We start from the raw sequence: 13,584 nt of genomic DNA on the forward strand, positions 1-13,584 counted from the left end.
TGTCTACGTCTTAAAAACTTGTTGGAGAGTCAATGACATCCGCGCCTATCCCCAAAAATGAGTTGCAGCGGCTGCACCTTCTGCACGAGCTCGACATATTGGATACGGAGCCGGAACCTGTTTTTGACCAAATTACAGCGTTTGCAAAAGACCTGTTTGAAGTTGAAACTGCCATTATTACCTTGGTTGACGCTGAGCGTCAGTGGTTCAAATCAGCCGTTGGATTTGACGGGCAAGAAACGCCTCGCGAAGTGTCGATGTGCGCGCACGTGGTTGCCAAGGGCGCTACTATGGTCGTTAACGACGCCAGCCAAGATCCTCGCTTTCATGATAACCCCTATATTGACTGTATTGATGGCGTTCGTTTTTATGCCGGCGTCCCGCTTGAAATGGCTCCGGGGTTATTTATTGGTACGCTCTGTATTATCGACAGTAAGCCTCGAGAGTTGACACAACAACAGCAGTATTGGCTGGAAACACTCACGGATTGGGTGCGTGACGAACTGCAAGCGCGCTATGCCATTAGCAACTACGAACAAGAGCGCCATGTGCTAGCGCAAGGTCCTGTTGCTGCGGTGGTATGGCAAGTTGAGCCCGAAGCACACTTAATTTATGTTGCCGAGAACGCTGAGCGCGTGTTGGGTTACCAAGCCGATTATTTATTAGACCCAGCAGTGCGTTACGAGTCTATAGTGCACATAGCCGATCAACGCGAGCTGCTTAGCCGTATGCAAGCTGTTTTAGACGGTAAGCGCGAAACCTTAGAAATGGATTATCGGGTGCTTACGCCGACGGGGCAGGTGCGCTGGGTGAGTCATTTTGCTAAAGCCGATCATGACCGCTCGGGCCGAGTGATTCGCGTCCGCGGTTATTTACACGACAGCACCAAACGCAAGAACCTTGAATTAAGTCTTCAGCATGCCAACCAAAGTTTCGAGCTCGCACTGTCTGCGGGCAACCTATCAACTTGGGACTGGGATCTCACAGCGCAACAGGTAAAAGTTAATCATACATGGCGCGAACTGCTTGGCCGGAACAAGAGCTATGCGCGTGATAATGCGTGGGCCAAGTTAATTCATCCAGATGACTTTCAAGATGCACGACAAGCGCTGCAGAGTCATTTAAAAGGGCAGACTGAGCGTTTTGAAGCTCGTATGCGCATTCAACACGCAGACGGTCATTATTTATGGCTGCATACTATCGGCAAAGTAATTGAGCGTGATGAAAACAACCTTGTTACCCGCATGGTTGGTATTCATCACGACATAACAGAACATGTACAGAACGAGCAGCACCGTCGGCAGCAAGAAGCCGTGCTTAGTTTGGTGAGTACAGTTCAGCATGAATTTTTATTTGTGAAAAACTTCAGCGAGGTTTGTGACACTGCAATTCCCAAACTGATGGCCTTAACCGAAAGTGAGTTTGGCTTAGTGGGAGAATTACATGACTCGAATTCGCGTGCGCGCAACATGGTGTGGTTGCATGGTGTGAAAACTGCCAATGACGAAGAGAAAAATGCCGCTTTCCAGCGCTTGATTCAACAAGGGCTGGATGTTGAGGTAAGCGGGGATGTGATACAGACCGTGTTGATTCGCGGTGAACCTCAACTGTGTCCGTTTCCTGTGCAGGCCCATGAAGCGACGTTCTTTCCGGTTGAAATGCCCGAGTTTCAGAATGCGCTGATTATGCCGTTGTACTTTAAGCGTAATGTGGTCGGCTTATTGCTACTGGCTAATGCTAATGATAGCTATCAGCGTGAGCAGCTTGCCTTGCTCGAGCCAATTTTGAATACTTTGGGCACTTTAATGCATATACGGCGCATGGACGAGGAGCGGAAAAGTGCTGTCGATGAATTGCGAAAAATGGCAACAACTGACGAGTTAACGAAAGTGGCCAATCGACGTGTTTTTCTTGAAACGGCGGAACAACGATTGCTTGAATATCAGCGCTACGACACACCTGTGAGTGTTGCGATTATTGACCTTGATCACTTTAAAAAAGTGAACGACACCTTTGGTCATGCAGCAGGTGACCACGTATTGACACAATTTTGTCGTATTACCGAGCAACAGCTTCGTGAAGGCGATTTATTAGGGCGCCAGGGTGGTGAAGAATTCGGTATCTTATTTTTACACGCAAACAGCCAGCAGGCCATGCAAGGTGCCGAGCGCGTTCGCGCAGCTATTGAAGCAGAAGATTTCATTTGGGAAGGGAAAAATATACCAGTCACTGTGAGTATTGGGGTGGCGACGTTGCAAGCCACAGATAACGATCTTGATCGTTGGTTGGCGCGAGCCGATCGGGCGCTTTACGAAGCAAAAGCTGCAGGTCGTAATCGCTGTATTGCCGCAGACGAGATATAATAACGACGATATTTCCATCATCGCACGAACTAAGAGGTACTTATGCAGGTAAACACGCAGGCAAGCGGACAAATGACCGAGCTAACAATAACCACTCCGGATGATTGGCACCTGCACCTTCGCGATGGTGAATTACTTGCGAACACCGTACCGGCCACAGCAGAAGTTTTTGGCCGCGCAGTGGTCATGCCCAATTTAGTTCCGCCGGTCACCTCGGTCGAACAAGCCGAAGCTTATCGCCAGCGCATTTTAGCGCAACGCCCACCCGAGAATAACTTTCAACCGCTCATGGCGTTGTATCTTACCCAAAACACTAGTTTAGAGACGGTTCGTGCCGCCGCCCAAAACCCTCATGTTATCGGCTTTAAACTATATCCTTCAGGGGCCACCACCAACTCAGACGCTGGTGTGACCGATGTTGATGGTCTAGATAACGTGTTCGCAGCAATGGCGGAGTTACAAGTACCGCTGTTGGTTCACGGTGAAGTAACAACCGCCGATATTGATATTTTTGACCGTGAAAAGGTATTTATTGATCGGCATTTGCGACCGCTTATGCAGCGTCATCCAAACTTAAAATTAGTGCTCGAACACATTACCACGGCCGACGCCGTCGCTTTTGTTGAAAGTCAAGGCAGCAACGTGGCCGCAACCATTACGCCACAGCATTTATTGATGAACCGTAATGATCTCTTAGTTGGCGGTGTGCGCCCGCACAACTATTGCTTACCAATCCTAAAGCGCCGCGATCATCAATTAGAGCTGCGTCGTGCTGCGGTATCAGGCAGCCCGAAATTTTTCATAGGAACAGACTCAGCACCGCATGCCCAGTCGAAAAAAGAAACGGCCTGTGGCTGTGCGGGTTGTTACTCGGCACCTGCAGCGCTACCGTTATATGCAGAGTTTTTTGAACAAATGAATGCGTTAGAGAAGCTAGAAGATTTTGCAAGCGGCTTTGGTGCAGATTTTTATGGCTACCCACGTGCAGCAACCAAAGTAACCCTGGTACGTGAGCCGTGGCGGGTACCGGAGGTTGTTTCGACAGCGGTAGGGCCTATGGTACCCTATTGGGCTGGAAACCTACTCAATTGGCAGGTTAAATAAATAACAATAATTAACAATAAATAAACATTTGCTTGAACAATTTAACAATCTAGTATTTATCGTAAAGGCATGGTCTTATAGACAGTACAGACTATAATTAAAACTATAATAAAAAGCATAATTTAAAAGGGAAACGTCTTGATTCGTTTGTGGCGCGCTAAACACAACAATCGACTGGTGCTGACTTATGCGTTGGCCACCAATTCTGTATCGCTAGCTATCGCTGAGTTTGCAAGCTCCGATCCGGCTCACTCTCCTGCGCTCATCGTTTCAGATTATGCGGAAGTGACCGCAGGCAATTGGGCTGAAGCGATTCAACAGCTAACCAATAAATATGCGCGTTATAGCAAAGGCAACCCAGCTGTAGTGTTGGTGCTGGCGCCATCGTTGTATCAAAGTGTGCAGTTAGAACGCCCCAACCTCCCGCCTGAAGAAGTCAGCCAAGCCTTGCGTTACAACCTACGCGATTTAGTGTCGTTGCAACCGGGTGACATTATTGCAGATTATTACGACGTGCCAGTACAAATGCCCGGGCAAGATAAACTCAATGCCATAGTTGCTGACCGTAAAGTTTTAGAGCCTGTACTTTCGGTGTTGCACGAAATTAGTGACAACATTGTCGGAATCATTTCTGAGGAGCAGGCCATCGCGCCTTTGTTCCAGCATGTTGCCGAGGCCAGCGTTGTGGCTTATCAACATGGCCAAGAGCCGGCCCTGCTGCAGGTTTATTTAAATGGTCAAATGCAAGTAAACCGTGTGGTACGTAATCTTGAGCAATTATCGCAGCTGACAGCTGATGAAATTGATTTGGGTGGCGCATCGCCACTGAGCGTTGAAGTGCAACGCTCCGCTGATTACTTTGAACGCCAGCTACGCCAACGTCCGGTAAGCAATGTTGTATTGGCGGTGGGGTTAAAACATCGTGCCGGCGTACAAAAGCAGTTAAGCGAAGACTTAGGGCTAGAAGCAAGCTGGATTGATTATCCCGAGTGGGCACAAGAACTTGGTGCCGGAGATTGTTCTGATTTTCCAGTGCTGGGCGCCATATTGTTAACGCAGGCATTGCGTGAAGCTAAGCAGGTGGCCGCATGAAGCAGCTAGCTAACCTGTATGTTCCAGAGTTACATCCGCGTAAGCAGTCGCTGACCTTTACACGCGCAGCGGGAGTGGTCGCGGCGGCCGCAGTGCTCGCCGTGCTGTTTTCTGGAGCAAGTCATTGGTATGCCGGGCAACAACAGATAGCAACTCAGCGCACGAATCATGAACTAAGCCAAGTGCAACAGCGGTTAACGGCTAAACAAAATGAATTACGCGCAGCGATGAATAATCCGCAAGTTGAAAAAGAAATTGCGAATATTGAAGCTCAACTCGCTCAACGGCAACGCTTGCTGCAGCAAATGACTTCGGTAACCGCAGCTAGTCAAACTAGTTTTGCGCAGTTGCTCACAGATATCGCCAAAGCTGATGTTGAGAGTATTTGGCTGCAGCGGGTTATTGCCGCCAATAACCAGTTAACGCTGCAAGGTAAAACCACCGATGCCAGTGCCTTACCGCAATGGTTGGCGAGTTTTTCAAACTATCCAACATTACAAGAGCGCCAGTTTGGCGTGTTTGAACTGCGCGATAACAGCCAAGAAGCTGCGCTCGACTTTACTGTCGGTAGTCTTGCGCACAGTAGTTTGTTGTCGCACTCGGCGCGCACTGCGGGGGCTCAATAATGAAAGCTCAATGGCAGCAGTGGCAAGCAAAATTTGAACAGGCAGATCCGAAACGCCGGCGCATTTGGTTTGCGGTTGTTGTGCTGATGATTTTGTACTTAGGGTTTTGGGTAGGCGCCCGTCCGGCTCTGGACTTAATTCAAGCGGAGCACAATAAACAGCAACAAGTACAAGGCCAAATTGCGCAATTACAGGGCGAAATAAATAGTGTTGATGCACGTTTGGCTGGTGACCCTCAGGCAGCACAACGCCAGCGCCTTGAGCAGTTGCAGCAGCGACTGGTGCAAATTAACCAACGCCTGAATCAAGAGGCAAATTACGTTAGCGCCGCAGATAATCGCGCTTTACTCAAAGCCCTATTAAACGAGGCTAAAGGGGTTAAAGTAACGTCGGCGCAAGCGCTACCGGCAGAGCTGGTTTATCAAGATGCCGAAAATGAAGACAGCGCTATTTATCGCCACCGTTTGCAATTAACAGTTCAAGGTCGTTACTTTGCATTAGCTGATTATTTGCAGCAATTGGAGCAGCTCGATTGGTCGTTTTACTGGCAGCGTCTAGATTATAAAGTACTTAATGCGCCAAATGCTGAGGCGGTGATCGAAATTTACACAATTAGCTTGGAGCGCGACTATGTTGCAAGTTAATCAACTTGGTGTGGGCTTGTTCTTGGCAATTTTATTGGCAATAACCCCAGTGGGTTTCGCGCAAGAACTGAGTGACCCGACAATGCCACCGCGGCAACTTGAACAGCGTCATGACAGTACGCAAAAATCTTCAAGTGGTCCTCGTCTGCAGTCGATACAGTTTATGGGAAGTAACCGTTCTGCATTGATTAACGGTCAGCGATTTTACCAAGGCGAGCGTTTTGAAAACTACTTGGTTGAAAAAATAGATTTAAATTTTGTCACTTTGCGCGATCAGCAAACCGAAAAACGATTAACGTTGAGGTTGTTTGAATTGACTAAGGACAGTGTGAAGACTTCGGGGAACAATTTATGACACGAACCGCCATTTTCGCCGCTGCGATAATCATACTTACCGCATGTGCACAGCAACCGGAACGCAAACCGGTTGAGGCGCAACAGGCGCTGCAATCAGGGGCTGGTTCGCGTGGTAATACCGAGCGCCCACCACTGCCTGAGTCGGTGCGACAAAGCCTACGCGGCGACAATACAGAATTGCGAGAAGCTGGTGCAAAACTATTAGCAGAACCACGTTTTTCAATTTCAGCCAACGGCATAAGTGCAAAAGATTTCTTTGCTGGCTTAGCTGCTGACTCACCCTATAACATTGTGGTGCACCCTCAAGTAAACGGCGAAATTACGGTGAGTTTAAAAGATGTCACGTTAACTGAGACCTTAGAAGTTGTCAGCGATATTTATGGTTTTGAAGTACGTAAAGAAAACCGCATGATTCGTGTGTTTCCAGCGGGGCTGCGCAGTGAAACTATCGCTTTAGATTATCTTGCACTGCGTCGTATGGGATTATCACAAACTAGTGTGAGCTCTGGCGGCGTGAAAGACAACGACCGCAATAACTCTGGCAATAATCAATACGGCGGCAATGCCAATAATAACTTGCTTGGCAACCAAGGTGGTGCAAACAACACCGCACAAAACATGAATGGCATGCAAACCAACGGTTCATCCATTAGCAGCTCGTCGGAAACCGATCTTTGGAATGACCTTGAAGCTATTTTAAAGGGCATTATTGGCCCGGGCGAAGGCCGCCGTGTGGTGGTGGCGCCACAAGCCGGCTTGGTCACCGTAACTGCCATGCCATCGGAGCTTCGGGCCGCGCGTGAATTTTTAGAATCGGCCCAGAAACGCTTGCAGCGCCAGGTCATTCTTGAAGCTCGCATTGTTGAAGTTGCGCTTAATGACGACTACCAACAAGGCATTAATTGGAATGATTTATTCAGCGCGGGAAGCGGCAGTGGCGCAATAACATTTGGTGCCAATGGCTCGGTTAGTAATTCGCTTGAAGGCGTGTTTGGCATGACACTCAACGTTGGTGATTTTGCCGGTGCGTTGAACTTGCTGCAAAACCAAGGCAACGTGCAAGTGCTATCGAATCCGCGAGTTAGTGCTGCCAATAACCAAAAAGCAGTCATTAAAATTGGTGAAGACGAATACTTCGTCACCAATGTATCGACAACCACGGTTACCGGCACCGCCACAACGTCAACACCAAACATTGAATTGACGCCATTTTTCTCGGGTATTTCGTTAGACATTACGCCACAGATTAGCGAAAACGGTGAAGTTATCTTGCACGTTCACCCGTCCGTCGTTGAAACCTCTGAACAAGAGAAAGTGGTCAAACTTAATAACGACACCTTTGTGTTACCTCTGGCGCAAAGCAATATTCGTGAAAGCGATACTATTGTGAAAGCACGTAACGGCGAAATTGTTGTGTTAGGTGGCCTCATGCAAACCACTTACAGCAACGTTGAGGCGAAGGCGCCGTTGTTAGGTGATATTCCAGTAGTCGGTAATTTGTTTAAAAACACCCGCCGAACTGAGCAGAAGAAAGAGCTTATTATCTTAATTCGACCAACCGTTGTTGGCGCAGAAACCTGGCAAGACGAGCTCAATCGTTCGAGTGAAATTTTGCAAAAATGGTACGGAAACTAAAGCCGCTATGTATCAGAAGCATTACGGGCTTTCCGAGCTGCCCTTTACCTTAACACCGAACACCAGCTTTTACTGTGATCTGGAAGGTCACCGTGCGGCCTTAGAGGTGTTACTTACCGCGTTGCAAACCGGTGAAGGCTTCATAAAAGTGGTTGGTGAGGTAGGTACAGGGAAGACTTTGTTATGCCGTAAGCTGCTTAACGAGTTGCCTGAAAAGTATGTGACCGCTTACATACCTAATCCATATTTGACGCCCGAAGAGCTGCGCGCGCAAATTGCCAGAGAGTTACAAGTTGATATTAGCGCTGCAACCAGTCAGCAGCTAGTTACCCAAGCTATTCAACACAAGTTGATGGAAATTAATCAGCGTGGCGAAACCGTTATTATTGTGCTTGATGAAGCGCAAGCGCTGCCGAGTGATTCGCTAGAAGCATTGCGCCTAATTTCTAACTTAGAAACTGAAACCCGCAAGCTGCTTCATATCGTTTTATTTGGTCAGCCTGAGCTTGATGAGCGCTTGGCGGAGCGAGCCCACCGGCAATTACGGCAGCGTATTTCGTTTAGTTATCATTTGCAGGCGATGACAGTGCATGAGTTAGCCCGTTATATTTCGCATCGGCTGCATGTGGCAGGCTATAAAGGCACTCCAATTTTTAGCGGTAAAGTGGTGAGTATGTTGCATCAAGCAAGTCGTGGTATTCCGCGTTTGGTAAATGTGTTGTGCCACAAGGTGTTACTGCTAGGCTACGGCGGAGGGGTTTATCCCATTACCGCAAAGCACGTTAAAATGGCGGTTGAAGATACCGAAGACGCGACCTTGCCCCAGGCCAAGTGGCCATGGGTGATGGCTAGTGCCATCGTTGTGGGCGCTCTCATGTGGGTTGCCTATAGCCAAGGCTGGTTAGATGGGGTTGCCGCATGAGCGTCATTAATCGCATGCTGAAAGACCTAGACCAACGCCAGCAAACAGCGCGTACGCAAACCTATACGCCGGCGGCGGTAGCGCCACAACCTATTCACTGGATTTGGATTATCGTCACCGTACTCTTTAGTGCCGCGGTGATCATTGGTGGTTTGAATTTGTGGTGGATTTACGCTGACAAAAAACAGCATGATCAAGAGCCCGTGCAGGTTACCGAAGTGCCCCCTGTAACCACGGGTGATGCTGCTAAAGTTGTGCAGCAAGAACCAACTCTAGAGCAGCCCCAAACAGAAGTGATTGAACAACCAGAGTCGTCAGTTCAGTCACCGGTAAAAAATAAAGCGATCGTTGATGTAAGCGCGTTGCAGCCGGTGGCTGAAGCAAAACCCAATTTAGCTACTGAAAAACCTTCAAATAACGAAAATGCGACCGCTTCTGCAGACGCAACAGAGCTAACCGCAACAGATAAGCCGACAACTGAGAGTAAACCTGCGCCTTCCGCCAAGGTTGTGAAGAAATCACCGCATAGCACTGGAACGTTTGAGGTAACCCGGGTACAGCTTAGCCCTGACGAGCTTGCCGCCAATAATCTTGAAAAGGCACGCGCCGCGTTTGATAAGGGTAACCGCACCGAAGGCCAAACTTTGTTAGAAAAAGCGCTGGTTGTGAAGCCCGATCATGTTGAAGTACGCAGTGAGTTGGCGGCATATTGGTATGGCCGAGGCATGACCACTCGCGCCTTGACCCTATTGCAACAGGGATTAGATATGCGCCCTCAACAGGCTGAATGGCAGTTACTGTTCGCCCGAATTCTAGAACGCATTGGTCGCGTAGAGCAGGCCTACACCGCGCTATTGAATATCAGCAGCGACGCACCAGAGGCGCCAGAACTCATGAAGTTGCGTGCTGCTGCAGCCACGCAACTTGGTTATTTTAATGAAGCGGCTGCAGACTATACTGTGCTAGCTAGCCAGTTTGGCGAGGGACGTTGGTGGCTGGCCGCAGCGGTTGCGCATGAAGATGGTGACAACCTTGAAGCTGCAGTGCGCTGTTATCAGCAGGCTCTACAAAGCCGAGACTTAGGCAATGACGCGCGCGAATACGTGGAACAGCGTTTAGTTATTTTGGAGGGCTACTAAAATGCGTCCTCGTTTAAAAATGCGCTTAGGTGACCTGTTAGTTCAAGACGGCATGATTTCTAGCAGCCAGTTGCAGCAGGCACTGAGCGACCAAAAACAGAATGGCCGCAAGCTGGGTGTGACGCTGGTTGACTTGGGATTCATTAAAGAGCACGAACTGCTCGAGTTTTTAGCACGCCAGCTGAATATTCCCTTGATTGCTTTAAACGACAGAAAAATTCCAGAAAATGTCGTTAATTTAATTCCAGAGGTGCAAGCCCGACGCCATCGCGCACTGGTTATTGAAGCGGACGATACCTCAGCGTTGGTCGGCATGAGTGACCCAGCCGACTTAGCTGCGGTGGATGCGATTTCTCAATATCTGCAGCCACGAGAACTTAAGCTTGCCGTTGTGCCTGACGCGGACTTACTTGAAGCGTTCGACAATTTATATCGTCGCACCAAAGACATCGCGCAGTTTGCCAAAGAGCTACAAACCGAAACCCAAGACGGCGCGGAGTTTGACTTAGGCGCGTTATCATTAGATGACGATGACGACGAAGCCACTGTAGCGAAATTGCTGCAGTCTATTTTTGCCGATGCCGTTCAGGTACGCGCGTCCGATATTCATATTGAGCCCGATGACCGTGCGTTGCGAATTCGTATGCGGGTTGACGGTGTGCTGCAAGAGAACGTGCTGACCGAAACCAACATTGCCAATGCCTTGCTGTTGCGCTTAAAACTCATGGCTGGGCTCGATATATCGGAAAAACGACTGCCACAAGACGGACGGTTTAATATCAAAGTACGCGACCACAGCATTGATGTGCGGGTGTCGACCATGCCCGTGCAATACGGTGAGTCGTGCGTTATGCGTTTGCTAGACCAATCAGCCGGCTTACTGCACCTTGAGCAAACCGGTATGCCAGAGCACATTTTACAGCGAGTACGGCGCTTAATTCACCGCCCTTACGGTATGCTAATTGTGACCGGCCCAACAGGTTCTGGTAAAACGACCACTTTGTACGGCGCGCTTAGCGAACTGAACCAAGCCGAGAAAAAAATTATTACGGTGGAAGACCCGGTCGAATATCGTTTACCGCGTATTTCACAAGTACAAGTAAACAGTAAAATTGGCTTAAGTTTTTCCAACGTTCTGCGTACCACCTTGCGCCAAGACCCCGACATTATCATGGTGGGTGAGATGCGTGACCACGAGACCGTTGAAATTGGTTTACGTGGTGCAATAACCGGTCACTTGGTGCTAACCACCTTGCACACCAACGACTCCATTACCAGTGCGCTGCGTTTAATAGACATGGGCGCTGCACCGTACTTGGTTGGTGCTGCGTTGCGAGGCGTATTGGCGCAGCGGCTTATCCGTCGCGTTTGTGATAACTGTAAAACCGCAGACCAACCCGAAGCGGCGGAATTAACGCTATTGCGCCGTATGGATCCGTCAATTCCAGCCGACGGTAGTGGTTTTGTGCGCGGCAAAGGTTGTCGTAGTTGTAACCATACCGGTTACAAAGGCCGAATTGGTGTGTTTGAATTATTAGAAATGAACGAAAGCATGATCGACGCGTTGCGAGACAGTAATATGCGAGAATTTGCGCAAGCTGCGCGGCAATCTGAAGGGTATCAACCACTGGCAAGCGTGGCGTTAGAGTATGCCCGTGAAGGTATAACGTCGTTGGACGAAGTGCTCTTCTTAGCTGAAACCGTCGAAGAAAAAGAATTGCGCGTAACTGACGCAACAGCAGGTGACGATGGCGAATTATAAGTATCGTGGTCGCGATACTGGCGGCCAAGTAGTTCAAGGAGTTATTGAAGCGGCTAGCGAAAGCTCTGCTGCCGAAAGCCTATTGCGCCGAGGCGTCACGCCACTTGCGATAAATGTTGAATCGGCCGCCAACAAAGCGAGCCCTGAGAAAAAAGGCTTATTTCAACAACGTATCAATCACGTTGATTTGATTATTTTTACGCGGCAAATGTATTCACTCACCAAAGCCGGAATTCCACTGCTTCGCGCTATGGAAGGCTTAGCCGAAAATACCAGCAACAAGCGCTTCAGTGCGGTTTTGCACGATTTGGTTGATCAGTTAGAACGTGGTCGTCAATTGTCATCAGCAATGGCCTCTCACCCGCGAGTGTTCCCGCGCTTGTTGGTAGCCATTGTGCACGTGGGCGAAAATACCGGTGAGTTAGAAGGCGCATTTTTGCAGCTTTCCGATTATTTAGAAAAAGAACAAGAGACTCGCAAAGCGATTAAAGCGGCACTGCGATATCCCATGTTCATTATGATGGCTTTAGTGGCAGCTGTTGTGGTTATCAACATTTGGGTTATTCCCCCGTTTGCACAAATGTTTGCGAATTTTAATGTTGAACTGCCGCTACCCACACGAATTATATTGGCGACCTCAAATTTCTTTGTAAATTGGTGGCCGCTTATGCTCGGCGCCGTCGTGGTCGCTATTGCTGGTATTGTAAATTACGTAAAAACCACAGCAGGTAAGTTAGCCTGGGATAAGTTCAAAACCCGCATGCCAGTGGTGGGTGATATTATTATGCGCTCGCTGCTCGCGCGTTTTGCACGAACCTTTGCGGTGATGCTGCAAGCCGGTGTGCCATTAACACAAGGCCTTGGTTTGGTTGCCGAGGCGGTGGATAACGCGTGGATGAGTGGTCGTATTAACGATATGCGACGTAATATTGAACGCGGCGAAAGCTTAACGCGTACAGCCCGTAGCAGTGAATTGTTTACACCGCTGGTATTACAAATGATCTCAGTCGGTGAAGAAACCGGGCGAGTTGATGAAATGTTGTTTGAAGTAGCAGGATATTATGAACGCGAAGTCGATTATGACTTGAAGAGCTTAACCGCACGAATTGAACCCATTATGCTAGTCTTTGTGGCAATTATTATCACAATTATGGCACTGGGTGTATTCTTGCCGATGTGGGAAATGATGGATGCGTATCGAGGTCGTTAAAGGCTTTTTAATACATTAATTTAACAAATGGCGTTAACCTTTAATATTTGCGTGAATTATCGACATAAAAGATAATAACCATATGGGGACTAAGGGATGTTAGCTGTGCAACACACTATAACAAAAAGACAATCAGGCTTTACCCTCATTGAATTGATCATTGTTGTGGTAATTCTGGGATTATTAGCAGCTTCAGCATTGCCGCGTTTTACCAGCGTGACTGCCGACGCCGAAGACGCAGCCGTTGAAGGCGTGGCCGGTGGCTTTGCCAGCGCGGTAGGGCTTGTGCGCGCCGAATGGGAACTGCGCGGCCGACCGCAAGGAAACGTTGACGGCGCTGGCGCTGTCGTTGTTATGGATGGCATTAGTGTTAATGTTGACGGCAGCACAGGCTACCCCGTGAGTGGCGATAACAACTTAGACGCCCATGATTTAAACATATCTAGCGAAGATTGCCGCACCATTATGCAAGCCATCTTGCAAGGCGCGCCAACCGCTACCACCAGTTTTACCCTGCTGGGTGAAAACCGTTATTACGTGTCACGCGAAAATAACGGCGTTAATGATATTTGCGTGTATTATTTAGCAAATACCATTAAAAACTTGGCCTCTGCGCCAAGTGGCACCGACTATTTGTCTGTCGGTAACGTGTTTGTTTACAACCCGCGTACCGGTGGGGTAAGTATTTTTAGCAATAATTAGTTTATACTTTGGGGAACACCCGCTAATT

12 protein-coding genes are annotated in these 13,584 nt (G+C 48.7%); all 12 read left to right on the forward strand.

The window, feature by feature from the left end; genetic code table 11:
• The first annotated feature begins 32 nt into the window (after positions 1-32).
• Positions 33-2,363, forward strand: coding sequence for a sensor domain-containing diguanylate cyclase (locus BM334_RS00940; protein ID WP_092836657.1), 2,331 nt, complete (start codon positions 33-35; stop codon positions 2,361-2,363).
• A gap of 72 nt (positions 2,364-2,435) precedes the next feature.
• Positions 2,436-3,467, forward strand: coding sequence for a dihydroorotase (pyrC, locus tag BM334_RS00945; protein WP_092839151.1), 1,032 nt, complete (start codon positions 2,436-2,438; stop codon positions 3,465-3,467).
• 138 nt (positions 3,468-3,605) lie between these two features.
• On the forward strand, positions 3,606-4,559 hold the full coding sequence (locus BM334_RS00950; RefSeq protein ID WP_092836660.1) for a hypothetical protein: 954 nt from the start codon (positions 3,606-3,608) through the stop codon (positions 4,557-4,559).
• Positions 4,556-5,185, forward strand: a complete 630-nt coding sequence (locus BM334_RS00955) for a PilN domain-containing protein (RefSeq protein WP_092836663.1) — start codon at positions 4,556-4,558, stop codon at positions 5,183-5,185. The genes BM334_RS00950 and BM334_RS00955 overlap by 4 nt, the downstream gene beginning before the upstream one ends.
• A complete protein-coding gene (locus tag BM334_RS00960; RefSeq protein ID WP_092836666.1) occupies positions 5,185-5,829 on the forward strand; it encodes a hypothetical protein in 645 nt (214 codons plus the stop codon). The genes BM334_RS00955 and BM334_RS00960 overlap by 1 nt, the downstream gene beginning before the upstream one ends.
• Positions 5,816-6,184 (forward strand): hypothetical protein, encoded by a 369-nt coding sequence (locus BM334_RS00965; RefSeq protein ID WP_092836669.1) that lies wholly within the window; start codon positions 5,816-5,818, stop codon positions 6,182-6,184. Before BM334_RS00960 ends, BM334_RS00965 begins: the two co-directional genes overlap by 14 nt.
• Positions 6,181-7,821: a pilus (MSHA type) biogenesis protein MshL gene (gene mshL / locus BM334_RS00970; RefSeq protein WP_092836672.1), complete on the forward strand. Its 1,641-nt coding sequence runs from the start codon at positions 6,181-6,183 to the stop codon at positions 7,819-7,821. Before BM334_RS00965 ends, mshL begins: the two co-directional genes overlap by 4 nt.
• Before the next feature lie 7 nt (positions 7,822-7,828).
• Positions 7,829-8,743, forward strand: coding sequence for an ExeA family protein (locus BM334_RS00975; protein ID WP_092836674.1), 915 nt, complete (start codon positions 7,829-7,831; stop codon positions 8,741-8,743).
• Positions 8,740-9,882 carry a tetratricopeptide repeat protein gene (locus tag BM334_RS00980; RefSeq protein WP_092836677.1) on the forward strand — a complete coding sequence of 381 codons (1,143 nt, stop codon included), beginning with the start codon at positions 8,740-8,742 and terminating at the stop codon, positions 9,880-9,882. Before BM334_RS00975 ends, BM334_RS00980 begins: the two co-directional genes overlap by 4 nt.
• A gap of 1 nt (position 9,883) precedes the next feature.
• The gene (locus tag BM334_RS00985; protein WP_092836681.1) at positions 9,884-11,644 is read left to right on the forward strand and encodes a GspE/PulE family protein; all 1,761 of its coding nucleotides are present in this window, start codon (positions 9,884-9,886) and stop codon (positions 11,642-11,644) included.
• Entirely contained in the window at positions 11,631-12,854 is a 1,224-nt protein-coding gene (locus BM334_RS00990; protein ID WP_092836684.1) for a type II secretion system F family protein, read from the forward strand. The genes BM334_RS00985 and BM334_RS00990 overlap by 14 nt, the downstream gene beginning before the upstream one ends.
• 96 nt (positions 12,855-12,950) lie before the next feature.
• Entirely contained in the window at positions 12,951-13,556 is a 606-nt protein-coding gene (locus BM334_RS00995; protein ID WP_177214991.1) for a type II secretion system protein, read from the forward strand.
• Positions 13,557-13,584: the final 28 nt, after the last annotated feature.

Origin of the sequence: Pseudidiomarina donghaiensis, from assembly GCF_900116895.1 — a bacterium.
GTDB lineage: Bacteria > Pseudomonadota > Gammaproteobacteria > Enterobacterales > Alteromonadaceae > Pseudidiomarina > Pseudidiomarina donghaiensis.

Coding starts and splice junctions, on each gene's coding strand:
- mshL (WP_092836672.1), top strand. CDS start 6,181: ATGACACGAACCGCCATTTTCGCCGCTGCGATAATCATACTTACCGCA.
- BM334_RS00975 (WP_092836674.1), top strand. CDS start 7,829: ATGTATCAGAAGCATTACGGGCTTTCCGAGCTGCCCTTTACCTTAACA.
- BM334_RS00980 (WP_092836677.1), top strand. CDS start 8,740: ATGAGCGTCATTAATCGCATGCTGAAAGACCTAGACCAACGCCAGCAA.
- BM334_RS00960 (WP_092836666.1), top strand. CDS start 5,185: ATGAAAGCTCAATGGCAGCAGTGGCAAGCAAAATTTGAACAGGCAGAT.
- pyrC (WP_092839151.1), top strand. CDS start 2,436: ATGACCGAGCTAACAATAACCACTCCGGATGATTGGCACCTGCACCTT.
- BM334_RS00990 (WP_092836684.1), top strand. CDS start 11,631: ATGGCGAATTATAAGTATCGTGGTCGCGATACTGGCGGCCAAGTAGTT.
- BM334_RS00995 (WP_177214991.1), top strand. CDS start 12,951: ATGTTAGCTGTGCAACACACTATAACAAAAAGACAATCAGGCTTTACC.
- BM334_RS00940 (WP_092836657.1), top strand. CDS start 33: ATGACATCCGCGCCTATCCCCAAAAATGAGTTGCAGCGGCTGCACCTT.
- BM334_RS00955 (WP_092836663.1), top strand. CDS start 4,556: ATGAAGCAGCTAGCTAACCTGTATGTTCCAGAGTTACATCCGCGTAAG.
- BM334_RS00965 (WP_092836669.1), top strand. CDS start 5,816: ATGTTGCAAGTTAATCAACTTGGTGTGGGCTTGTTCTTGGCAATTTTA.
- BM334_RS00985 (WP_092836681.1), top strand. CDS start 9,884: ATGCGTCCTCGTTTAAAAATGCGCTTAGGTGACCTGTTAGTTCAAGAC.